Source organism: Gilliamella sp. X-23, assembly GCF_057063545.1.
Genome location: NZ_JBXSQG010000015.1, coordinates 1 through 25,973 on the forward strand (window position 1 = coordinate 1; position 25,973 = coordinate 25,973).

Consider the following 25,973-nt stretch of genomic DNA (forward strand, 5'->3'; position numbering starts at 1 on the left):
TTTGTAAAGTTTTGTTAAGCGTATAAAGTTGAGCTTTTGGTGGCGTGTTTTGGGGAATGGTTTTGGTGAGGTTTTTTGGATAAAAAACAGCCAAAAAAACTTTAATAAAATCAATACCTTTTCTGACCGATTTTTGGCGGAAAATCAGGCCTTTTTTTGTTTTGGGGAATAGGATGGATTGGGTGCGGTGGTTTCGGACGTTTTGAGCTTGGGTGAATAAAATAGCTACAGCGTAATCACTAGGATTGCCGACCACGCTTTCAGCGCCGGCGGCGGGGGCGGCGCGATTGTGGCTTCACCGCAACAGCGCAACCCTAAGGGAAAACGCCCCAACTGACGCGGGGGGCGTTATTCTTTGTTAGATTGTCCTCTCAGGCACCATAACCACCCCCGCGGCCCAAGGATTAAGGACTAAACGCTAATAACTAAGGTGTGGTGCAAACACCCGAATTGGGGTCGTTGCTTACGGGGCTGTAGACTTGGCCGTCCCACGAATGGGCAGCGCGGTTTGGCACGTTGTCTGTCCAGTAGAGGTAGCCGGAGAAGCCCACACCATAGTAGCTCATGCGGCCCCACTCAGAGAAAAGCCCAACACCTATGCTACGCTTGTAACATTCATTACGTCTAATACTGGTTGCAGTGGTTAAATCCTTTACTTGTGGCAAACGATAACCCAAACTTCCACACCAATTGTATTGGCCAGACCGACTAGCCCGTCTATCACCGCGATGGACGAACCACTTCTGTAACACAAATCCATACCTCACCCCATTACCACGACTATCCCTACCGACTAACTCGAAGGTCTGTGGCAAAGAGGGGACAGCTAGAGGACTAGGATTACCTGAATTTATCTGAGTACTATCGGCCCTAGGACCACTTAACTTAACTCGTGCGACAACTTTTCCTCTATCAACACTAGGAATCCATGATTCATTAGCTGTTACACTTGTCACTGTAGCCGTTATTCCACTACGAGTGACCGGAGACCACGTCAACTGACTTGCATCGACTCCAGCAGGCATCTCTAAGTCAAAATACAACCCATCAGCACCCGTTGTAGGAAAATTTCGGTTGTAAGATGCATAATCTGTTGACTGAGTTAAAAAACCCTTACCTGATCCTGATGAATCCCAGCCATGGCCTGCGTAAGCATAAGTAAGAATTGGCCTTGCGGACTGGACAAAGTGACAAACACCATCATACGGATTGATATAATATGACACCATCCGAACACTAAAATTACTACTCCTTGGCACTCCATACTGGGTAGTTAAACTTCCTCCTGTACTTCTTAATGTTACCTTATAAGGAGCACCACAAATACTTAATGTATCACTACGACTAACGGTATTGCCATTTTTATCCCTAAACGATACCGATATACTCCCTGTAGCCGTTACTCCATTAGCTCCCTGTCCATCCCCATCATCATCTCCCCAATAATTATACCTAGTGACTAAATCACTTAAACTCACTGAATTCACTGATGATGGGATTAACATATCTATATCTCCCAAAGTACTTCCTGCATAAGGTAATCTTATTGGATTTGTAGCACTTGATGGATTAGTTGACGGTGTGTACCTTGTACCATCCCGCAACTTAATAGACAATAAACTATCTGTATCTATTGCCTTTGTTCGACCACCGTCGAACGTTAAATACGGCGCACTCCCCTCTATAACCCTTGATGTATGTGCCGTTAACGCCTCTACCCCCTGCGTATATGACAATAACAACAATGACGCAAAGAATAATGCCGATTTAGATAACAATAAAGGTCTAAACCATAATGGCGGTTTGGATAGTAATGGCGGTCTTAATAACCACTTGGATATCGACGATAATTTTGCCGAAGAACCCGCCGAAAACATCGCCTGAAAAAACCTCGATGACGGCGTCGATTTCGCTACGCGAAATGACTTCGGTGATGAAAATAAGAACTGTGTCTGATTTAGACTACGGTGAAATTGAAAAAGATTTAAGGCATAGGTTTGGCAGGCCATGTGCCATGTGCCATGTGCCATACATGGTAACGCATTTCGATCATCCTGTCAAGTAATTTTTTGTTTTATTTACACTTTTTATAATTAACCGCTCGACTGACGAGCTTTCCCTTGCTTTTAAAGCGATTAAATTATAACCGGTTGAGTAATAATGCGCTAGTTTTTTTGTTAAATATTTGTAAAGTTTTGTTAATTATAGGGAGATTGAGATTTTGTTGATGTCTTGTGGGTTATTTTTTTATGAAAATGCCCCTTTATAAAAACTAGCTTTCCTACCTAAAGGATATTGTGTTTGTCTTTTTCTATCTTGAGAAGGTGCTGCTAATAAAATGTGGTTAGCACGCCCAACAATCCCTATTGGGCGTACCAAGTTTTTAGTATTGATGCTCCATGCGTTTTAAAACTAGAACAATAACGCTGTACTACAATGAAAATACCAATAGCAACAACGCTGTTAATAATATTAATAGGATGTCAAATAAATCTAGTTGATATATAAGTATAGCCGTTAAACATAAAATCCGGATGGGATTTTTTGCAAAGAATAGTAAGGAAATATTAAAAAACAATAATAAAATTAAATAGATAAAAATTAAAAGATTAGTCAATATTTATTAGATTTTAAAATAAAAAATAATCAATTAAATAGTGAGCTATCCATTTTTAGGAATAAATTCCTATTTTATTTTTTTAATCGCATTTGAAAGAGATTTAAACTCAAGCAGTTTGCAAAGAGTTGTTAAGACTAGCTTTGGTTAAACTTTGACGTGAGAGATATTACTTTGTGGGTTGAAGCTTTTTTTAAATTAAATAAAATCAATGTAATTTTCAATAAATTTTAGCCAAATTTGTTGATGATAAGGATTGTTTGGGAGGGTAACCTACAGTAGTTATCCCTCCCTATTTTGTTTTTATTGGCATATTGGCCTGTTGATTTTTAAACTTGAGACCGCATTGTTCATTTGTTTAATCATATCTTGTGGACTTTGGGCTATGTAGACTTTTCCTCCAGTGGCATTAGCAATGCAATCTATTTTATGTTCGCCAGCAATATCAACAATGTTAATTTTTAATCGTGGTTTTTGTGCAGCAATATAGTTAGCCAAAGTACAAATATTATTTCTTGTACAACTGTCTTCGCCATCACTAATAATAAGAATATAATCATCACGTTTTATACCATCTAGTATTTTACTGGCTTTTTCTAGACCACTATATAAAGGTGTTCCAGCCCCGCTTGTTGTAGAGGGTGTTAATTGGTTAATTTTATGCTTTAGTGACACGCGATTAGTGTACTTATAAAATGGCGAAACATCGGCTGCTGGGCAATTCGTTAAGCTTACTAGCGATATATCAATGTTCGGTTGTATGCTGTCAATGCTAGAAGTTGCTACACTTTTACTACCTGATAAGCGAGTTGGTAAGCGCGTCATACGCTTTTCGTATTTGATTTTTTCTTCCTCTGACATATTACGGCCATAACCATCCCACAAATATCCAAAGTATCGCTCAACCTCTGATGGCGATTCATCCAATGTCACTGTCATCGATGGTGAATTATCAAATACTATTGCCATTTTAGATGGATTAGGATCTTTGTTCATCTCTTCTTTGGTTACACAGTTAGGTGGATTTTTTACCTTTGGTGCTGGTGGTGGCACCGGTTTTGGTTTTGGTTTTGGTTTTGGTTTTGGCTCAGAGATTACTGTTGGCGTAGGTTCTTCTGGCACAGTTTCTTTTGGCTCACTAACAGGCTCAGGGGTCGATTTAGGTTCTGGTTTAGGTTCAGGTTTGGGTTCAGGTTTCTTTACTACAACAACTGCCATTGGATGGCGAACCGCTGACTTTTGTTTACCAAATGGGCAAAATAAATACCACAGAATACCAAGTAAACCAATAAGCAATAGGGCTAAAAGTAGAAAATGCCACCAACGCCAAAATGGCTTTGGTGGAATAACGGGAACCACTGCAGGTAAAACCGGTTCTTCAAAGGTATTAACAATAACCGGTTCATCATTAATCACATAAATTTGGTTACCTAAACTTTTAATTCTTGGAAGCCATGCTGAAACTAAACTTCGCTCTTCACCGCTTAATGGCATTAGCTTAACAGCATTTTCAATATCATTAATACGTGTTTGTAACGTTTTGGTTATCTTATTTTTATACGATTTGTCAGCAATACTATCAAGTAAAAGTGGTTGCCCTTCAAGGTTGGTATACCACCCTAAGTATTGATTGTTATCAATTAGCTTTGGTGATGCTAAAATCGAAAAAGTACGATCGGTTAAATGTGATTTTAATAATAATAGTAAGGAATGATACTGTTCTAATAGAGATATCTTCTCTGGGTTATTATAATCAAAGGCTATCCGCGTTATTCGTTGCATTATTGATTTAATTCCTTGCAGTTGACTATTATTCTTATACTAAAATTGCAGTAACTTGAAACGTTTTTACGATACCAAAAACGAGATATTCAATTATCTAGTATTATTTGTAAATAATTATTCACATATCGGTTTACTAATATTCATATTCGAAACGGCATTATTCATTTGTTTAACTATCTGTGTTGGATTTTGAGCGATATAAACCTTACCTCCTGTTTTTTCCGCTACACAGTCAATTTTATGTTGTCCAGCAATATCGACAATATTTATCTTTAGACGGGGTTGTTGAGCTGCGATCTTGCTGGCTAAAGTGCAAATATTCGCTTTGGTGCAATTATCTTCGCCATCACTAATTACTAAGATGTAATCATCATGGTTTACGCCATCAAGCATTTTACTAGCTTGTTTTACACCACTATATAAAGGCGTTGCACTGTTATTTTCTAATGGATTTAACTGATTAATTTTATTTTTTAGCTTACCTCTATTTTCATAATGATAAAAAGAGGTAGTTTGTGCAGCAGGGCAAGCAGAAAGGGTAACTAACGCAATATTAACATCGGGTTGTATTTTATCAATCGTCGATAATGCAACCTTTTTACTACTTGATAAACGATTAGGTAAACGTGTCATACGTTTTTCGTATGCATCAGCTTCTTGTTCGGTCATTGAATACCAATCAGAATTTAAGTATTGATTAATGGAGGCTTGAGACTCCATCAATGTCAATGACATTGATGCTGAATTGTCAAATATCATAACCATTTTAGGCTTGTCAGTATTATTTGCAATTTCTTCACGAGTAATACAATTTTTAGGTGCTGGCTCTGGTATCGGTTCAGGTTCCGATTTTACAACGGGTTGTTCCTCTTTAGGTGGCTCAACAACTGGATCGGGTTTCTTTTCTTCAACAGGCTGAGTAATGACAGGTTCCACATCAGCAATCACTGGCTTTTCTTTTCCATATGGACAAAATAAATACCAAAGAATACCCAATAAACCAAGGATTAATAAGGCTAAAAGTAAAAAATGCCACCAACGCCAAAATGATTTTGGTGGAATGACTGGGACTGGTGCAGGTAAAATGGGATCTTCAAAGGTATTGACAATAACTGGGTCATCATTAATCACATAAATATAGTTACCTAAACTTTTAATTCTAGGTAACCATGATGAAATAAATGCCTGCTGCTCAGCAGTGATTGACATTAACTTAACCGTAGCTTCAATATCGTTAATACGATTTTGTAACGTTTTTTCTATCTTAGCTTTATGTGATTGATCGCTAATTTCACTCAATAAGATAGGCTGCCCTTCTAAAGGGCTGTACCATCCAATGTATTGATTATCATCAATCAACCTTGGTATAGCTAAAATCGAAAAAGTACGTTCAGTTAAATGCGGTTTTAGCAATGCTAACAAAGAATTATATTGATCAAATAAAGGCATCTTTTCAGAATGGTTATGATCAAAAATAATTCTTGTTATTCGCTGCATTGCTAATTCATTCCCTTTTATTTAGCTTCTGTTTTATTTAAACATTGATTTCATAAAAATATATTTATATATTCAGTGCTTTTTGCAATTGTTGCAGCTTTTTATTTAACTTTTCAAGCTCAACTTGTTTTTCAAGTTCAGAACTATTTGAATTGTTGACCTTATTTAGTTGCTGTTCAATATCTTTTACTTGAGCCTGCAAGTCGTCACGACCTTTGGCTTTTTGTTTTACTTCATTGGTCAGTTTAGTCAAATCCGTTTTCAACTTTTGCTGCTGTGCCTTTTTCTGTTTAATGCTTAACGAGGTGGCATTTTTTTGCTTCTCGATGGTGGCATAAATCTCTTTAAACTGCTGATTAGCTCTTACTTCATTTTCTAGAATTTGTTTTTTCTGATCAATTCGAGCCTGATAATTGCCTGAATAATTACAGCTGATCTTATCCATTATTCCAATGTTGGTATTAGTCGGATCGCACTGTTCTGGCGTTGTTGAACAACCAGCTAAAAAAATAAATGGACTGAGTAATAGAAGATATCTTTTTTTCATAATTAGCTAACCTTAACTGCTGAACGTTGTTTAGTCACAAGATTAATTTGATTTTCAAGTACTGCAATTTGTTTATGTAATTGACTGATTTGTTGATCCAGTCTTGATACTCTAACACCTGATTGTCGTTCTTCAGAAGATATTGAAACCCAATCATTTTCAACTTGTTTCATGCGTTTTAATTTGTCTCTTAAATAAGCAATATTTGCATCAATTTGTGTTAAATCATTTTGTGCCTGTTTTTTATTTAGCGTGTCATTTTTTATTTGATTATTTAATACATTAAGTGTTGCTAAATTCTTATCTAATACCGCTTTAGCTGTTTCAGTCACCGCTTGTACTTCATAGGTGTTCTTTTGAACGTCTTGAATATAAACATCTAAACGCGTCTCATCATCAGCATATTCAGCTCGCTTACTGTCTAGATAATAGTTAGCCCCCATCATAACACCACAACCAACCGCTGCAGACGCAAGACATACCCCTGTTTTTCCACCTGCTAACATACAGCCAATACCGCCTAAACCGGCACCGATAGCACAAGATTGCCAAGCTGATTTGCTAAAAAATTTAGCCGTATTACTTTTTGTTAATGCTGGGTCAACATTTCTAGAACTTACTCCTCCTGAGCCTTGACACCCTGTTAAAATAAGGGATATACATAAAGTCAGCGTTACTATAATTTTATTCATCATTTTTTTCCTTTTATCTCATTACACGTTTGTAGCCAAGCTGTTCGCTCGATCTTTCCCGATTCAATATATTGATTAATATGTTTGAAATAGAGTTTTAAATAATCGCTCATATTCGCTTTGCCGCTATTTTCTAGAATAAATTGTGTTGATTTAACTTGATCATTAATCGTATTTTTCTCATAATTTGACGCCGTATTAACAATCGTATCGGAATAATATTTCAATATAAAGTCCCGAGCACTTTTAGACTCATCAACAACCTGTTTTAAATTATCTAGCTTCACTTTTGAGCACATATTGTCATCATCCAAAGTATCTGTTTCTTTTGGATCACAAACTTCATTAATCATTGTTTTATATAAATTATCATTATACTCAAACTTGCCATTCAAATCTGAAACATTAGCACACAAAAATGCACCTAATTGTAATGCCGATTGTATAGAACGATCTCGTTGCTCATCACGAGCTTGATTAGCGCTACGTAAAAGAGCATTGAGTTGATTTAATTCTTTTTTTGTTTTTTCATCGTCAACTTGTTTAGTAATTTTTTCAAGCTCGCTGACAACATTACCATTTTTTGCGCTGTCCGTTTCACTACCTAATTGACTCCATTCTTTGTCTAGCTCTTTGATTTTATCGTTCGAATTCATCACTTCAGTTGTATAAACTAAGCGAAATCCAACATCTTTACTTTTATAAGCACTTTCATCATCATAGAAAGGCTTTTCAGTACGAAAAGCACTGGTAGTTGAAGATTCGGGCGTTAAATAGCTGCCCCCACGAACAATCATTCCGCCTTGTTGGCCATGGTAGCGATCAAGTTTATTCATTCTAAACGAATCAAACATCATTTCGCTCGCATTACCTAAAATATCATACAGATCTAGGGGATTAGGATCTAACCTACCAATAAGTTGCAATTTACCATTAGCAGACTTGGCACCAGAAAACCACGCATAACTTTCGAGATTTTTAGTCATAGGGAATCGTGATTCTCTAAATTCCGATTCTGTCACTTTTGAGCCACCACGCGCGGCATATTCCCATTCCGTATTATTGGGTAAACGGACATAGCCATTAGGTAAATTAATTGATTTTATTTTTGACTGGTTTTCAATTAACCAACGATTATATTTATCTGTAAAAGCAATCGCATCAAACCAGCTAATATCCGTGATAGGAAAGGAAAGATTCACTTTAGGAGTTGGGCAAGTATCATTCATGACGGATTGATATTGCAATGCGGTAATCTCATATTTACCTATCAAATAATAGCGCTCTTTACCTGAGTCAGAAAAGCTACCAGCAATATAATTGGGCGTGGCATACTCGGCAAAACCGAGCTCTTTTTGATTGCTTCCTAAAATGACTTTGACATCATCTAGCGGTTTATTGGTAGGGGTAAATACCTTTTTCATCACTAAACTACCGTCACATGGCATCGGTAAAATCACATCATCTTTTGCAGGCTTGGGATTATACAATTTACTATCCCAAGGTTCAGCAAAGCTTAATGCCGGTAGTAAGCTAATTGTAGCCAATCCCCAACAAGCTAATCGGGTATAATTATGCTTCACGTAAGCTTTCTGCTGGTTGAATTTGAATAGCACGTCGCCCTCCTATAACCACAATGCCCGCTGAAATAAATAAAGTCACTAAAAATGCAATAATAAGATGATAAAATTGTAATTGACTCACAACGGATTGTGAAAGTAAATTTTTACCTAAAACTAAATTAAAAGCACAATTTCCTACCGCAAACAGCCCACAAGAGATTATAAAAGCGAAACAGCTCAAAATCATTGCTTGGTTAATTAAATAAAGCATAATGCCTTTCGAGCGAAATCCAAGTAATCGCATAAAAGCAATATCTTTGCGTTTACGTTCAATATTCGATAAAAATGACCCGGTAAATGATAAAATACATCCCAATACTGCCGTAATGGCAATAACGCTAAAAATAAAATTAAGCACTCGATCAATCGCTTGCATGTTTTCAATTGCATTAGCCTCGGTACGTGTTTCGATATGTTTTTCTCGTAATTTAAATGCTAATGGAGCAACATTATCCAGTGAGTCTGCATAAATACGGGCTCGCGCAAACGACGTATGATTAGGTGGATTTAATTGTCCAGTAGAAGTCACAAAAACATCACTTTGATATCCATCATAATAGTTTTCCATATCAATCAGTAAATCTAAAGAGACAAAAGCCGCTGCACGACTATAACGATTTTCGGGAATAATGCCAACTACCTCTAATTCAGTCATTCCTTTTTCAAGTTTTCCATCAAGCTGCCTTGTGATCACCATTTTCACACGACTTCCCATCGTGACTTGCATTTTTTCGGCTGATAATGAACTTAATAAAATTTGTTTTTTATTATTAGGTAATGACAAATTTTTTGTTATTGGATCATCTTTAGCCGTGGGAATAATTTCGGCATTATTGACGAAATGGCTAGCATCTTTCATTAAATCAGCTTGCGTATTTAATGAACGCGTGAGTGGAATCACAAAAGCTGTTTCAGGTTGCTGTTTTATCCACTCAAACATTTCATCTTTAAGTTGCAAATTCCCCACAATTTTTACTTCTAAATTTTGCGGATCACTGAGTAATTGTTCTCGAAGCTGCGAAACAACCCCGTACTTTAAACTAAATAACAATAACAAGGGGGTAATCACTGATATTACTGAGGCAATAATACAAAATGATACTTTTTTGTCATACCATAAGTCCGCTAACGATAAACGAGTAACAAGTAACCATTTTGATATTGCTTTAGTCATTTTTTACGCCTTATCTTGTAACGGTGAAAATTCTGATGATTGTGGCGAGGTTAACTTGGCCGATAAAGTAAATAATTTTTTATTAGCTATGCGTTGCCAGTCATGTGTGACAATCATGGCCGCAATTTTATCTTGCTGAGCTTGTTCAATAATTAAATCAAACAGTAAATTTGCATTATAGGGATCCAATGCCGAAGTCGGTTCATCGGCAAGTAACAACGCTGGTTTATGAATAATAGAACGAATAAAAGAAGCCCGTTGCCTTTCACCAATTGATAACTGTTTAGGATATTTATTGAGCAAATGAACGATATTGAGTTTTTCCACTAGATAATCAAACCGGCTATTATCCACTTTTTTTTGTAATAACTTCAACGATAATAAAATGTTGTCACGAATCGTCAAAAATGGCAGTAATCCACCGGTTTGCAGCATAAAGCCTAAATGTTGAGCGCGAATATCAGCAAGTTCTTCGATTTTATCTTGCTTGATTAGCGTTGCGATATCAATATCACAATTATCAACTACTAAGTTATAACCATCAATTTGGTCTGGTTTTAAAATCATTCCCACCATTTCAAGTAAAGTGCTTTTACCCGCACCACTATCACCTTGAATCACAATAACTTCACCCGCTTGGACAGTAAGCGTAGGCAGGCAAACGCTAAAAAAGGATTTGCCTGTTGAGCGTGAAATCGATAATTGCTTAATATTTAACATCTTACGGCAACATTTCTAATGGTATAGGATAAACATTTTCGCGAGGATCACTACCGTCAGCTAATGAAATCCAACGATCGACATCCGCATTACATTTTTGATAATAGCGAATCTTACTGTTTAAATTACGGATAAATTTTTCTTGTTCAAGCCCACTCATACTTTTCCATGTATCTTGATCAAGTCCAGTGACATCACTTTTATAAGGGATATTATCTAAATATTCCCCCAGCAAACCTAAGTCAGCAATTTTTGTGACAGAATCAGATTTTAATTTACTTGGATCTTGCCCCATTGCAGCCGCAACAGAACGAAGCTGGGAGAACATATCATCGGCAGAAATCAATCCATCATTAGCCGCATTAGCAATTTTGCTAACCACATCGCTCAAATCACTTAGTTGCGATTTTGTTAATAATATACGTGGCTCTGCTGTTGGAATAGTCGGTTTGACAAAATCTTTATCGGCAATCCATGCTTTAAAAACTGACGGCGCTTGAGTGCCTTTCACATCGCCCAAATAAGCCAGTTGCATGGCCTTGCTTAGTAGCAATGCATCTTTTAACATGTCTGAGTTATCGTCTTTTGCATTGATGGCATTACCAACAGAGGCTTCACCTTTATAAGCAAGTTTAACTTGTTCAGACAATGCTTTTGCTAGCAAGTCAACTTTGTGACCAAACTCATTTACATCACCTGCATTCACTGGGTAATAAAGTGATTTATGAATAAAATCGTTATACGTTAAGTCTGAATATTGTGCGGCCGCAATTTGGTGATCTTTTGCACCACTTGGCGTTTTTAAATGTAATGCATAAATCGCAACACCTTTATGCTGAGCTTCAAGTCTTAATTGCGCCGCATCCATGCCTGTACTAGAGAGCTTATCATCACCAGGAATTGCACTCGCATCGGTTATCAAAATCATATAACGCGCACCAAAACTATTCCAATTAATATCATTTAATGCTTGAGCGACACCAGCATAAGAATCTTCAGCAAAATACGAGGTAGAAACGGTAGCTTGTTTAAGCGAAGAACTCAGTTGTTTAAAGTCTTCCTTATCTTTAACTTTATTAGGATCCGCAAAAATTTTGCTCACAAATTCAAGCTTATCTGATGCCTTTAAACTTGACCGAAATGAAACCAATCCAAACTTAACTTGTTTTTGCAAATTTTCTTTTTCAATATGTTGATAAACTCGCTCTACCGCTTCCTTAGTCCTTGAAATATAAGGATCCATAGAAATAGTCGAGTCAATAACAAACACTATGGCGGCTTTAAAAGGAGCTACTTGGTTAGCACTATCATCAGTCGTTTGGGTAGTTGTTGGTTTTGTGTTATTTTTTATCAATGATTCTTGTTTACTGACTGAGGCCACTTCTAATACTCGCTCATAAAACCCTTGCCCATTCATCACTTCTTCACCTTGTAAAATAGGTAATAAATAGAAGTTACTTTTAAAATCAACGAACTCTTTCGGCTCTTGAGCCACTACTTCTAAAGCGGGTTTATTTGCTTTTAATGCATCACGAATAGGTTTTAATAAAGCTTCAGGTTTGTCTGCATCAACAATCGCCGTTAATGCAGCCTTGTCTTTAAAAAAGAGCAAAGGATCACGATCAACTGGATTTGTAAAAACCAATGTCATTTGCATATTCCAAGCTATCGCACATGAATTATTAATCCAACCAATGGTTTTTCCATAAGAATCTGGACCAACACTAAGCCACTCTTGATTATTGTCATTTTTGCGTTCATAAACATAATAACGGGAAAATGCAGGCAAGGATTTGCCTGTAGCATCGGTAATATTGTTTTTTAATTCACACGTTGGGGTACTTAGTACTCGTTGGTATAGGGTTGTTTTTCCAGCCTGTTTAAGTGGCTCAGTTGCAAACCCTACCAAAGGTAGGCATGTTAGACCTAGTGTGCCAATGAGTTTCGAGATAGCTAGCTTATTCATTCTTGCTCCTCATTATTTTTGTAATTCGGTTAAACGATCTTTAACGAACGTATTATTTGCATCATTGGTCAAAGACGTTTCATACCAATAAATAGCCGTTTCTTTATCTGCTTTAAAGCAATTATTTGCTTCATAATATTTTTCGTCATACTCTTTTGCATATAACATCGCAATTTTAGGATTAGTTTGAGCCTGATTTGCATATAACCGCTGAGCAATATTACATTTTTCAGTTTTTTTAGCTTCAGTAATGATTTGAATAATAGCATCCGTCTCTGGCTTGGTCTGTAAACATTGTTGAATAAAGGTTAAATCATCAGTAGAGGCGTTGTTCAAACTACATTGACCACTAATTTGCACTGCTGGAGTTGGTGGTGTTGGTTGTGATTGATTTTTGTAAAATAAAAAATACCATGCAGCCATGCCAAGTCCAATTAGTACTATACAACCGATAATAATAGCCACAATTAACCCTAGGCGACTTTTCGATTTAACTGGTTCCACTGGTATTATTTCTGGTTCTGGTTCGATAGGTTCGGCTAACGTTTCATTTTCAGCGTCAATGCTAGATTCTTCAATTAATGGTGTTTGATCTTCAATAATAGAATCACTAACAGGATCTGGCTGCGCTATAGTTTGCTCGTCATTTGGTAATGCGGTTTGCAAGTTTAATGCGGTTGATGCAAGAACCGAATCAGCAATACTTACAACGCCCCCATCAACATAATTCTCATTTTGCTTATCACGAATTTGTATAAGAAATCGAATCTGACTTTCTTGTGATAATAAAGAGTCGACCAGCCATTCACCAATTTGTCCTGTTAGTTGTCCATTATCAACAGACATATTTTCAACGGAGTGCCAGTTTTTTTCAGGGCTCCATTGATTCAAACCCGATAAATAATAGCCGTCTTGATTTCGTTGTATAAGCATATCAATGTCAGAACTACCACTCCATTTTTGAGCTAAAAACTTCGCAATACCGGGTTTATAACCATCTAATTCTATTCTTAATGCCATGATATCCTCTATTTTTATACTCAAATATGTGAGTATTGTTTATCTGAGCTATTGAATAGGAAAGGTCTTTTCGCTCAAAAAGACTTTCCTACTATACTTTGTTATTTTTAATTAATCCGCGATTGCTTGAAAAAAGCAAGAATTTCGCCCAATCGGCTATTTTGTTCCTGGCTAATTTCGCGTCCTGCATGATGCCCTACATTTTCTTGCGCAAGCATAGCAAAGGCAATAAACCAATCAAATATTGCATACTGAGAATAATTTTTAGTGTTGTCGTCCAGCTTTGGTAACAAATGCGATGATTGCACATTAAATTCGCTTAGTGGTGAAGAAAATATTGGTTTCCCCTGATTAACTTTGCTCATTGGTATATCACTTGTTTGCCCTTGAATAAAACCAAGCCAAGCAATAAAGTCTGCCAGTAAGGTATGAATAGTGCTGACTTGTCTAGACTCTAGATCATCGCGTTTACTACCTGTGTTTTCATTATTCAAAATGCGTTCGCTTAAACTTGCTTCAAGTTTTATTCGATTTGCAGCAGTAATCAGTTCTTCTACCATAAAAGAGAGCGATTTTTGATTGATACCGAAAAACTGCAAGATATGCTTATCTAGCACAATATTTCTTAAATGCTCTAACCATGCCGAAAAAACTGTTTTTGCAAACTTTGATTCGGTAGGTAATATTGTGGTTTGTTTGGTGGTTGATGATGAATTAACATCAGAAAATAGTTCAAAATCAGCAGTTAAACCAAAATCATTGGATAAATTATCTAATAAATTATCATTGCCAGCTTGCTGAGTTTCATTTTCGACAGTATTGGAATGATAAAGCGCTCTAATGGTTTGATCCGGCAATTCAAACGCTTTAAGTAGCTCGCCTAATAATAGTGCTTTGCTCTGTAACTCTTTAACAACATCAGCAATAATTTGTTTTTTCTTGGCTAGTTCTTCATCATTGTCCGCTTGATACCAAGTATCAAAACGCATATTAATAATATATTCAATTTTTTCATTAAGTTGTTCAACAATTCGTTGCTGTTTGACTTCGGTAATAGCAACTTGTTCTAAGTATTGGCTAATTCGCCCTATACCACCATCATTAAGTTTTAACATGGCATCCCATGCTTCTTCTGGCTGGAACACGTACTGTTTGATATCACTATTTTGCACAAATGTATTTCTTAATAAATTCATTTTATCTTGATAATTTTCATTATAAGATTGCTCTTGGCAAGTGTTCGGCTCGACATTTAAAAACGGTACATCAAATCCCGGTTTGCGGACAAGAAAAACATTATTAAATTGATGCTCGTTAGACCAGTTACTTAACCAATCGTAACTACCAAAGCGTTCTAAAATAGTTTGCTGAAGTAATCCACCTTTACCCCAGCTATTTTTAAGATTGTCTTCTGATAGAGTTAATGAGGTACCAATGCGTTTATCAAACATGGTAATTGCCCATAATAATCCTGCTTTTTTCGTCGCTCTTTTTTCAGCAGTTTCACCTTGGGTTTTATCGATCCAACGCTCAAGTACTGGACCAACATCATTAACATCAGATTGTTTATCTGACGGCGTGCAAACAACTAGCACGTTCATTTCTTGGCTATCAGTATATTTTTCAAAAAGATAAGCAACTTTACCCCGTAATAAAAGCTGAGCAATAGGGTTGCCTTCCTTCACATCTGAAATCGATATCAAATTTAAACGACCTCGATATCCAGGAAAATCAAGTAAATCCACATTTTCAAAAGTTGGCACTCTGGTTTTATTGACTAATGGGAAAATTAATTCGGCGGTTAAAAAAGCCAATTGCGCTAAAGATATTGATGTTGGTTCACTATTTAACGGCGTTATGGTAATCGATGAATCTTTGTCGGTATTTAATCGCTCAAGAATATCGACATTCATAATACTGTCAATTTGCGACTTGGTGCCATTATTATCTTTCACTAATACTGAAAGCGGCGCATACACAGTTTCAGCATGGTGTAAACTTGATAATGTGGTGGCTAATTGAGTGTAAATTATCGTCAGTTCAGTAATTCCCCCCCATAAGACAGAAAACAGCTCGCCACGCTCTGCTACTGATAAATAAGGAATAAGGTGCGTTGCTTTTTCCCAATATCCGCCTTTTAATTCTTCAAGCGAGTTACCAAAGTTTTCAGATAAATAATCGTAAAGATCAACAATATCATCCTCGCTAATACCACCGACATAATTGGTTTGTTTCTGATTTTCCAAGCGTTGAATTGTCTGATTTAACGGTGCAAACTCAATTTTATTAGATACTTTTTGCTGATCAAAATCTTTAAAATAAGCATTTATCAAGATTTTGACAATTTCGATCTCTTTAAACAATTTTAATTCTAATGGATAGTTAGGTATGCCACCTTTGGCAATACGGCTAAAGCGAGTGACAAGCCCCGTCGCCTCTTTGCCACTACCTACGGGATTAACATGGTCAATAAAATCTAACACTTCATTATCGACAACCGTTTCAAGCTTACCATTTTCACCGGCTGCAAGTGCTGAAATTAAGTAAGATTTACCGGCCTGTGATAATCCAAAAAAACCAACTGCAACAGATTTCGTTGATACATCTCCCAATCGTTTTGCGCTGTTACGTAACCGCCGCAAATCCAAAATTAAGTTATCCGCTTCGCTATTTAAACGTTTAGATGAATGGCGTGTTTGATTCACCCACTCAATGGCCTTTGCAGATGCTTGATAGACCTGATCCCAAGATTTAGGCAGTTGTTCGTTTAAGTTTTTCATCGTTTTATCATTCCACTATCAAGCCAATATTGCGTACTTATTAACCCCGAGTTAACCATGGTATTTAAACTGAGTTTAATATCCTGATTTTTATTACAGGCTCGCCCATCAGAAGCTTTTACATCTTTAATATAAAAATTTTCGACCGTTTTTTGTTTATTTTTTATGCCCAAAGTCACTTCTAGTACGACGCCTTCAGCACTTAATCGCTTAGCTACCTCACTGTTTTCAATCGTTAAAATATAGATAGGCGATGCCGGCCAACGGTCAACTTCAAGTTGCCTAAAGCCAAGTCTTGTAGTGCCTCGAATTTCAAATGAGAGATCAGGAAAATCATAATCAGGATTATCCAGATCAATATCTTGGTAATAGACATTTTCTTTTTTAATCATATTAAGATTATCTAAAAGTCCAATGTACTTAACGGTTGAATATAAATCTATATTAGAAGATCTAAAATAGAAATTAGGTAATCGTAAATTCTTGCTTAAAAAGCACAGCATCGCCCCCACGGCTGCCGTTGTTTTAGGATCATCAATTCTTTCTTGTTTATGGAAAGGATACCAACCACCAGTATAATAACCATGCAAAGGTAAAATTCGTCCAGCAGGCATGGATAAGCGTGATCTGAAATAACTTTGGATACCCGGTAAACGCGAAGGACGACCAGTTAACAAAAGAACATCACACTGATAACAACTAATAATTTCGGATAACGCATCAAACGTTTTACAAATATTGTAATAATCGCCCCGAATAAACAAATAATGAATACGTTTAAGATTAATCTCAATACTTAAGTCAAGTACTGAAAAATCAGGATTATTTAATGCGCGCTTAATGGGTTCATTAATAAAATTAAGCACGTTATCGGTCATCATATTATATTGTAATAATTCACCAAAGGTAGAGCGATAGACATGTTGCTCAGCGTGTAATGGGTCATAAAGTTCGTACGATTTTAATATTTGTAACCCAATTGGTGTAAATAACTGTAAGGTAAGTTGCTGGCGTAATACCGCATCTTGAATTGATAGTTGCTGAGAGCCAATAATTGTAGACAAAATTGGGTTAGGGTCTGCAATTCCAGCTTGTTTCAAACCATTTGTTAAAGCTGTTATAACGGTATCTTGGATAATATCGAGCAAAATATCATCACCAGCCACTTTGAATCCATCACGAAAACGCTGTGTTGGCACAATATAAGCATTACTACTATTGGCTTGTCCGTTAATGCCATAGTCTAATTGATAATCGTTAATCACTAAATCTGTCGTGCCACCACCAATATCAACCGTTGCAATAGTTAACCTTTGCTTATTGGTTTTATCTGGACGAATCATTGAGGCAATAAACTCTTCACATCGCCCATTATAATTATTTTGTGTTTCGTTAAAAAGATACACAACTTGGCCACAAGTCGCTTCATCCCATTGGATATAAACTTCAGGAATATTTGGCCAAACACTTTTTAATTGCTCAGGATTATTGAAATCAATATTGTCATCTGAACTATCCCAACCAAGGCTTTTCCAAACCAAACCGATGGCTTGATATACGCAACTTTTAAATATTGCTTGTTCGGGTTTTGGCATGGCTGGCGGAATTGTTAAAATGATTGAACGTAAATTACGTGGTGTTTTCGCATGCTCTAGTTTATTGCGCTGAGCAACACTATTCATTTGCATTAATGCATGCATTAATACTTCACATAACATAAACGTCATCAAGGAGCTACGAGAATATTTTGGGTGGAAAACCGGCATTTTGCGATCATATTCTTCTTGAATATCATTGCTAAGAATATGCAACGCTTCACCATATTCATTAATTAAACTAGAAAAAGGCTCTGCTGTTGCAAATGGTTCATGATCACTTTTTACATAATGAGAGTTAAAACGCCACCCTTGTTCATATTTATCTTGATCCCACAAATAACGTTTTGGGCTTGAAAGTCCCGTTGCACCTTCATTGCCTTCACGCCGACTAGCAAGTCGGCTTGCTTCTTGACCAACACGAACAATACTTGGCCAACGAAAAGTATCGCGTCGTCCACTTTGCAAAGAAAAATGTTCCTTGCCAAAAAAAGTTTGGGCAAATTCTACTCGGCTTTCAAACGGTTCATTATAGATATGCTCAGGCTGAGTTAAATCACGGATTTCAAGCTCATAACGATGATTTAAGCTATCTTTATCTTGAGCATGATCTTCAATTAGAATCCCACAAGTGCGTGAGTTACCCACATCTAAAATCATATCGACAGGAATTGATTTCACCACATCATCTTTATTGTTTGACACAATTTTAATTGTCGGTAATTGCAATGAATCGGCAAGTAAATGGATGATATTTAGGTAGTGTCCATAATAAGATTTACTTTTAATTTCTTTATTAAGATCATCTTTATGGATCTTTAACCGTTCAGATTGTGGTGCTAACTCTTGAAAGAGATCAATTAACCAGCTGGTTATCCATTTAAGCTCTAAATACCATGAAACCTGATCTGAACGATGTGCTAAACTAAAGACTGCACCAGTCATCACATCATTTTCGGTTGGAGCAAGGTAAGCCACATCTTGTAAGTTAGCAAATACTTTTGTATCAAAAGCAAACGTAATTCGATGTGTATTGCCATCAGGATCTTCACCTTCAGGAATACTAACAATTCGAACTCGACTCCAATTATGCGGCCCTTGATCAAAGCGTTCTGGCGGTATTGAACGCAAAACAGGTACAGGTAACCAAATACCATCGTATAATTTTAACGACTGATCAACACTAATTTCTTGTGTTGGTTTGACAGCAAATGTTGGATTATCAGGTGTAAAAAATTGACCACTTTCCACATCTTCAATCAACCTGATGAGTGCGCCACTTTCTGATGGGTCAATAAAAGCCCCATTAACTTTACTGCGCCATTGATTATCTTTCCAATCGATTTTAAGTGCAAAATCAAGAAACTGAATGCCACTATTCATAATTAGTGTCACTTCTTGACCATAATTGCGTAATTCTGGAAGCATATACAACCTTTATTGTTTTTTCATCGTTATCGGGAATGAAGTCCCATTATTATAAATTCCTTGGCAATCAGCTTTATTATCTTTGCCTGGTGTACATTGAATTTTTGGCAATTGATATTTGGTGTTATCACTACAAACAGCCTCTGTATTACCTGCTATACCTAGATTAGCATTTTTAATATCAGTGCCAACATTACCCGTACATTTCACACCATCGCTACGCGTTATAGTGACTTCGCCATTACCATCTTTAAAGTTATAACTTAATTGCAACGGTTTACCTGTGGCTTTATCTTGAATACCGCCATTGGCAGACCATTGACCATCTAAGAATTTTGTGGATCCTTGCTTGATTGCATCTGCTGGTAAAGCTAAATTATTTGTTTGATCAACCGCAGCGTTAGAATTCGCTTTATTATCTTTATCTGATGGTGAAGGAGTTTGGTTGGCGCTATTTTTATCTTGCCCATTTTGTCCATTTTGAGCTTCTGTGTCATCTTTTTTACCAGGATCGGTAGGCGTTGATTTATCATCTGTATTACCAGTATCAGGCGGAGTCACTTGATCGTTTTTATTATCTTGAGCATCTGGATTTGAAGAATTATTCCCCTCATTTGCATTATCTGGTGCTACAGAATGATCAACCGAATCACTTGCTAGATCGAGATTAGTCGGAGTATTGGTTGTATTGTCTAAAATGGTACCATTTGGTATGGCGTTACCCATGACACCCAACCGATTATCAACAACCACACCTCTTGGCTCAGTTTTTAATTCTGGTTCTGTCGCTTTTTTATCCTGCTTGTCATCCTTTTCAGGTTGACTAATATTGTTATTATCTAAAGATACATTCGGATTAATCGATATCTCAGGTTTTAACCAACAACCACGTAGCAAAAATAAGGCTAACAAAAGCAACAATAACGGCAATAACCCTAGCAACCATACCCACCAACGTTTCCACCATGGTCTATTATCGATAGGAGTTTGCACGGAAGTAATCGTTGCTGCTTGTGAAACTTTTGCTACCGGCTCTAAACTATAGAATGGAGAATTACTCTGAGAGGTGTGCGGATACACAAATCCCCAGAAAGTAATCACCGGTTTACCGTTAACAATATAAACAAATTGATTACTTGGAAAACGTATTGCCATCAAATTAGGTTCGGCACTATCAACATTATTTTTTGGATCATAAATGAGACGGCTAAAAAGCAGTTGATCACCTTCTAAATTAGGATTACTGGCTAGCTGTTTGCCGAAACTCATCACTTTATGTTCAAATTCTTTCAGTAAAGCCAGCGCTGACTGTTGCTCAGATTCACTAGCTGAAGTCCAAGGAATAATATCATACTGCCCATCAGGCTGATTTGAATCAAAAGGAATATACCAATCAATAATATTGCCCTGATCATTGCGTTGAGGAATGGCTAAATAATCGGCATATTGTTTTCCTAATTTTACTCTAAACATTTCACGGATTTGAGTAGCAACTAAGTAGGCAGCTTTACCATCATGCCCCAACACTTTGAAATCTTTGATATCACCACTTCGAAGTAATGTATTTGCCATATGTTCCTTTCTATTTCTTCCTATCACTTTATTTCTTAGAATTTGTACACAACAAAAATAAGTTTAACAGAAAACACTATTATTGTAATTGATATCATTATGGATATTATAAATTTTTAGTCATATTTTTGATAAGTGTCACTATAAATAAAACGATTTATATAAACTATAAATAAAAATATATAACAATCTGTTTTATAAAACTTTTCAAGTTAATTATGACTCTGCTATCCTGTTATAAATTTATACTAAAACACATACTTTCCTGAAAGTTTTCAAAAAATTATTTTAAAAAATCTTGATCTGTTAATACGCGTAATGGTTGCATATCGCTTTCGCCTTTTATCACTAATGTAGGATCTGAACGTAAACAAGTACCACCATAATGACCACCAACTGTAAAAGTACATAACTGTAGATAGCGATCTTCGACTTTTGGCAAGCACCATAATTCTTGATAAATATTTTCTTGCTTAGCAAAACGTCCAACGGTTTTATCAAGGATCTGTTCTTGATTACTTACTAATTCAATATCACTTCCACGACGTCCTGCTATTGGTTTTACGGCATAACCTTTTTTAATTAGGCTTTCATTAAGTTCGAACGATGATTCTAATAAATAGCGATGATTTGGAAACAATGACCATAATACTGGCAAAATGGCTTTATTACTTGGGATCACCGTCCATAATGGCTCAAAAACCGATACTTCTGGTCGCAATAATACATCAATTAACCTGACCGTATTGTCTGGATGCCAAGTACGGATCGGCAAGCCGGCAATTTGCGCCTCGCTTTCTTCACGAAGTTGCTCTAATACAGTTTCCCAAGCCCATGTTTTCCAAACGCAAGTAACTTGGCGATCTTCATCATCCACTAGTTGACCTCGTTTATCCCATTTTAGCCCATTGAGTCCCCTCAAAATTTTACTGTCAAACCCTGCTTGAGTAAGGGCTGTTTGCATAAATAATGCATGATAATTTTCTTCACTATCATTATCTTGCATGATATGAACAAAAGGTTGAGCATCACTATGCCGCCAACAGTCAGCTAAAGAATTGAGTAAACCACAGCTAGGATTAATACCTATATTTAACCCAGCTTGATCCGCCCATTTTTGTAAAATCTCTCCCGCTTCGGTATGACACGAGGCTGAATCAGCGTTATATTCATACACTTTTAAGCCACGTTCATCCATACAAAAATCTAATCGCCCTGTTATCATTTGGTAACGCCGTTGATGCCATGAAAGTCTTAACCTTGGCCACAGTATTTCGGGAATATTGAAGTTCCTTAGTAGATCATTATTTTTTAAAACCTTGTCAGTCGCATGCAAATACATTAGATGTAACTCATTAGTGGCTCGAATTAATTCTTGTTCAGCACTTTCCGAAATCGTGAAATAGCGATAATGATCATCATGGCTAATGGCATGACCTGCAGCTAATACATAGGCATTTTCTAATGGATTTAACTCATTGAGCCATTTTTTGTCAAATTGCCCTTCATTTTTAAGGTGAGCACTATGAATAGTCAATAATGGATTAGGAACTGTCGGTTGTGGCAAGCTGTGTTCTGTATCATCAGTTTGGATCATCCATCCTAAGATCTTAGTATCATCAAACGTATCATGTAATTGGTAACCTTCATTCGTTACGGACATCTGAAGTTCACGCGTCCATTGCTGTCCAATAGGTAATCGTGTATGGATGACATTTTGTTCTGCAACCCGTACTTTGTCTTCAAATACTTCAGTGATAACCGCAACATGACCCGTTCTATCAAATACACCACCATCATCCCATATCAATAAAGAGCCTGCTTCTGGCATTTTTTTGCTGCCATTGGCAAATGCTTGCAAAGGTAAAATAGCCTCGTTAACTACTTGTCTTAAAAAGCGTAGCGAAAAAATTTCATGCGCCATTCCTACATCAGTAAATACGATCCCATAATTTAAAAATAAAAATCGCCTTGCAAATTCAACACATTGCCATTTATATCCCATATACTCATATCCACAATAGCTACGGAATGATGCATCATTTGGATATTGTTTTTTATCCAAAGTTTCATAATCAGATGAATAAATAGCAACGCCGCCTGGTGCATAACCTAATAATGTGCCGAAAGGTTCTTTATGGTTGGAATTAGATGACATGATGTTTAGCCTTATTGGTAAATAGCAAGATACGTTTATTTCACTATATTAGAATTTCCTTATCATAGATCAAAATATATACTTAAAAAAGCGATGTTTATTATTCGTTACTTGAAGAATGCTAAACCGCCTATATATATTAATCATTCTTGATACCGATATATTGAACCAGTAACTGAGAAAATTAAGATTATGCAACCAACAAAATTAAATGAATTATTAGAGTTCCCATGTTCTTTTACCTATAAAGTCATGGGGGAAGCCAAGCCTGAACTTGTCGACAAAGTTGTATCCGTCATCCAGCGGCACGCTCCGGGTGATTATACACCATCAATCAAACCGAGTAGCAAAGGTAATTATCATTCGGTTTCAATTACAATCAATGCTACCCATATTGATCAAATCGAGAACCTTTATAAAGAATTGGGCGAAATCGATATTGTAAGAATGGTTTTATAATACTTTACTTTTTTGATATTTTTTGCACAAAATAGAGCCTTATTGTTATAATTAAGAGGCTCTAATATGAAACCAGAAACAGCTGTTCTCCACGCAGGCTATAATCCTGAACCAACAACTCACTCAGTCGCTGTACCAATTTATCAAACAACTTCTTACGCCTTTGATGATACTCAGCATGGCGCCGATCTATTCGATTTAAAAGTAGCAGGTAATATTTATACACGAATTACTAATCCAACTAATGCCGTACTTGAAACTCGTGTCGCTACACTTGAAGGCGGTATTGGCGCATTGTCTGTAGCATCAGGCATGGCAGCCATCACTTATGCTATTCAAGCCATTACTTTTAGTGGTGAAAATATTGTTTCGGTGTCAAAATTATATGGCGGTACTTATAATTTACTTGCTCACACTTTACCAAATTTTGGTATTACAACAAAATTTGCTCCACATGATGATCTTGAAGCAATTGAAAAACAAATTGATGATAAAACTAAAGCAATATATTGTGAAAGTATTGGTAACCCTGCTGGCAATATTGTTGATTTAACAGCACTCGCAACTATTGCACATCGTCATGGCATCCCTTTAATTGTTGATAATACTGTTGCAAGCCCTGCGCTTTGCCGTCCATTTGAATTTGGTGCCGATATTGTAGTTCATTCTTTAACTAAATACATTGGTGGGCATGGTAATAGCTTAGGTGGAATGATTGTTGACTCAGGTAAATTTCCATGGAAAAAGTATGCTGACAAATATCCAATGTTAAATCAACCTGATCCATCTTATCATGGTGTTTCATATACTGAAACATTTGGCGACGCTGCCTATATTGCTCGATGTCGTGTCATTCCACTACGAAACATGGGTGCAGCATTATCACCATTCAATGCTTTTTTATTGTTACAAGGTCTCGAAACGTTATCTTTACGAATAGAGCGACACTGCCAAAATACACTTAAAGTTGCCAAATACCTAGAATCTCATCCACAAGTTAGCTGGGTGAATTACGCAGGTCTTGATAGTCATCCAGAACATCACTTAGCAGTAAAACAGATGGATAATGGTTTACCTGCAGGAATTTTATCATTTGGTATAAAGGGTGGTAAACAAGCAGGAGCAAAATTTATTGACGCTTTAAAGCTGATTATTCGCTTGGTGAATATTGGAGATACACGATCATTAGCTTGTCATCCGGCATCAACAACACACCGTCAACTTAATGATGAAGAACTGAAAAAAGCGGGAGTCAGCCAAGAAATGATTCGTTTATCAATTGGCATTGAACATATTGACGATATTATCGCAGACCTAGAACAAGCCCTTAAAGCGACTCAATAATATAACTAACAGAAAAAGCAAGATAGATTTAAATATCTTGCTATTTAACTTGATAATCAATTATCCTAAAATTTTAGCTAATTCTTTTGTTACTTCAGCAACAGGCTGGGTCCCATCTACACGGAAATAGTGTGTACGCCCTTCTTTTGCTTCATGCTGATAATAATTTATCAGTGGTTTAGTTAAATCGTGATATTCGACAAGGCGTTTACGCACAATATCTTCACTATCATCTTTACGAGTGGTTAATGGTTCACCTGTCACATCATCCACATTTTCAACTTTCGGTGGATTATGACGGATATGATAAACACGGCCTGAAGGAGCATGAATGCGACGTCCGCTCATGCGGTCAATAATCACTGCATCAGGTACATCAAATTCAAGCACATAGTCGACATCAATACCAGCAGCTTTCATAGCATCAGCCTGAGGAACAGTTCGAGGAAAACCATCTAATAAAAAGCCATTAGCACAATCGCTTTGCGCAATACGCTCTTTCACTAATGCAATAACAAGTTCATCAGTAACCAATTTACCCGCATCCATTAATTCTTTTGCTTGCAAACCAAGCGCTGTACCCGCTTTTACTGCTGCACGTAACATATCACCAGTTGAAATTTGAGGGATCCCATATTTTTGCATAATAAATTGTGCTTGAGTTCCCTTTCCCGCTCCCGGTGCACCTAATAAAATAATTCGCATAAAATAACCTCTTATGGCTTGAATATAGATAAAGTCTTCTATTCTGGTAAATAATGAAATATCACCTTACTGCTGGAAATCAAACCATCAGTATGACAAATATAATTAATAGCCCCACATCCTTTAATCATTTGAGCATGTTGCTGACAAATTGGGCAAATATATTGTTCAAGATAACGCTGCTGACACTGATCGCATTCACAATGTTGTGGTGAAACAATTCGCATTTGATGATGGCATTGTGGGCAAATGCCTTCTTGCCCCAGTTCAAGTGTCTTCGGTTTTGACATAA

Annotated in this window: 18 protein-coding genes; 2 read left to right on the plus strand and 16 right to left on the minus strand. The window is 36.7% G+C overall.

The features are described 5' to 3' along the window. Nucleotides 1–425 precede the first annotated feature (425 nt). The 14 genes from ACYH9I_RS09605 to gss form a co-directional block, all read right to left on the minus strand. Complete coding sequence (locus ACYH9I_RS09605) at nt 426–2,030, minus strand: hypothetical protein (protein ID WP_483560519.1); 1,605 nt, start codon at nt 2,028–2,030, stop codon at nt 426–428. Nucleotides 2,031–2,920: 890 nt separating this feature from the next. Next, entirely contained in the window at nt 2,921–4,399 is a 1,479-nt protein-coding gene (locus ACYH9I_RS09610) for a vWA domain-containing protein (protein ID WP_483560520.1), read from the minus strand. 117 nt (nt 4,400–4,516) lie between these two features. After that, nucleotides 4,517–5,899: a VWA domain-containing protein gene (locus ACYH9I_RS09615; protein WP_483560521.1), complete on the minus strand. Its 1,383-nt coding sequence runs from the start codon at nt 5,897–5,899 to the stop codon at nt 4,517–4,519. Between the two features lie 64 nt (nt 5,900–5,963). Next, the gene (locus ACYH9I_RS09620) at nt 5,964–6,446 is read right to left on the minus strand and encodes a hypothetical protein (protein WP_483560522.1); all 483 of its coding nucleotides are present in this window, start codon (nt 6,444–6,446) and stop codon (nt 5,964–5,966) included. Nucleotides 6,447–6,448: 2 nt separating this feature from the next. Beyond that, on the minus strand, nt 6,449–7,138 hold the full coding sequence (locus ACYH9I_RS09625; protein WP_483560523.1) for a hypothetical protein: 690 nt from the start codon (nt 7,136–7,138) through the stop codon (nt 6,449–6,451). After that, entirely contained in the window at nt 7,138–8,721 is a 1,584-nt protein-coding gene (locus tag ACYH9I_RS09630; RefSeq protein ID WP_483560524.1) for an SUMF1/EgtB/PvdO family nonheme iron enzyme, read from the minus strand. Before ACYH9I_RS09630 ends, ACYH9I_RS09625 begins: the two co-directional genes overlap by 1 nt. After that, complete coding sequence (locus ACYH9I_RS09635; RefSeq protein WP_483560525.1) at nt 8,711–9,934, minus strand: ABC transporter permease; 1,224 nt, start codon at nt 9,932–9,934, stop codon at nt 8,711–8,713. The genes ACYH9I_RS09630 and ACYH9I_RS09635 overlap by 11 nt, the downstream gene beginning before the upstream one ends. Before the next feature lie 3 nt (nt 9,935–9,937). Then, nucleotides 9,938–10,654, minus strand: a complete 717-nt coding sequence (locus ACYH9I_RS09640; protein WP_483560526.1) for an ABC transporter ATP-binding protein — start codon at nt 10,652–10,654, stop codon at nt 9,938–9,940. 1 nt (nt 10,655) lies between these two features. Further along, the gene (locus ACYH9I_RS09645) at nt 10,656–12,620 is read right to left on the minus strand and encodes a vWA domain-containing protein (protein ID WP_483560527.1); all 1,965 of its coding nucleotides are present in this window, start codon (nt 12,618–12,620) and stop codon (nt 10,656–10,658) included. A gap of 12 nt (nt 12,621–12,632) precedes the next feature. After that, nucleotides 12,633–13,640, minus strand: a complete 1,008-nt coding sequence (locus ACYH9I_RS09650; RefSeq protein ID WP_483560528.1) for a hypothetical protein — start codon at nt 13,638–13,640, stop codon at nt 12,633–12,635. Nucleotides 13,641–13,747: 107 nt separating this feature from the next. Then, nucleotides 13,748–16,420, minus strand: coding sequence for a putative virulence factor (locus ACYH9I_RS09655; RefSeq protein ID WP_483560529.1), 2,673 nt, complete (start codon nt 16,418–16,420; stop codon nt 13,748–13,750). Continuing rightward, a complete protein-coding gene (locus ACYH9I_RS09660) occupies nt 16,417–19,443 on the minus strand; it encodes a virulence factor SrfB (protein WP_483560530.1) in 3,027 nt (1,008 codons plus the stop codon). The genes ACYH9I_RS09655 and ACYH9I_RS09660 overlap by 4 nt, the downstream gene beginning before the upstream one ends. 9 nt (nt 19,444–19,452) lie before the next feature. Continuing rightward, complete coding sequence (locus tag ACYH9I_RS09665; RefSeq protein WP_483560531.1) at nt 19,453–21,015, minus strand: SrfA family protein; 1,563 nt, start codon at nt 21,013–21,015, stop codon at nt 19,453–19,455. Nucleotides 21,016–21,298: 283 nt separating this feature from the next. Beyond that, nucleotides 21,299–23,173: a bifunctional glutathionylspermidine amidase/synthase gene (gene gss / locus ACYH9I_RS09670; RefSeq protein WP_483560532.1), complete on the minus strand. Its 1,875-nt coding sequence runs from the start codon at nt 23,171–23,173 to the stop codon at nt 21,299–21,301. Between the two features lie 192 nt (nt 23,174–23,365). Between gss and ybeD the strand changes: the two genes are divergently transcribed. Both ybeD and ACYH9I_RS09680 read left to right on the plus strand, forming a co-directional pair. Further along, nucleotides 23,366–23,632: a DUF493 family protein YbeD gene (gene ybeD / locus ACYH9I_RS09675; protein WP_085247195.1), complete on the plus strand. Its 267-nt coding sequence runs from the start codon at nt 23,366–23,368 to the stop codon at nt 23,630–23,632. Nucleotides 23,633–23,698: 66 nt separating this feature from the next. After that, nucleotides 23,699–24,976 (plus strand): bifunctional O-acetylhomoserine aminocarboxypropyltransferase/cysteine synthase, encoded by a 1,278-nt coding sequence (locus ACYH9I_RS09680; protein WP_483560533.1) that lies wholly within the window; start codon nt 23,699–23,701, stop codon nt 24,974–24,976. Nucleotides 24,977–25,036: 60 nt separating this feature from the next. Here the strand turns inward: ACYH9I_RS09680 and adk are convergent, their stop codons facing one another. Together adk and ACYH9I_RS09690 are read right to left on the minus strand one after the other, a co-directional pair. After that, on the minus strand, nt 25,037–25,681 hold the full coding sequence (adk, locus tag ACYH9I_RS09685; protein WP_483560534.1) for an adenylate kinase: 645 nt from the start codon (nt 25,679–25,681) through the stop codon (nt 25,037–25,039). Nucleotides 25,682–25,719: 38 nt separating this feature from the next. Next, nucleotides 25,720–25,971 carry a YfgJ family double zinc ribbon protein gene (locus tag ACYH9I_RS09690; RefSeq protein WP_483560535.1) on the minus strand — a complete coding sequence of 84 codons (252 nt, stop codon included), beginning with the start codon at nt 25,969–25,971 and terminating at the stop codon, nt 25,720–25,722. Between the last annotated feature and the right edge of the window lie 2 nt (nt 25,972–25,973).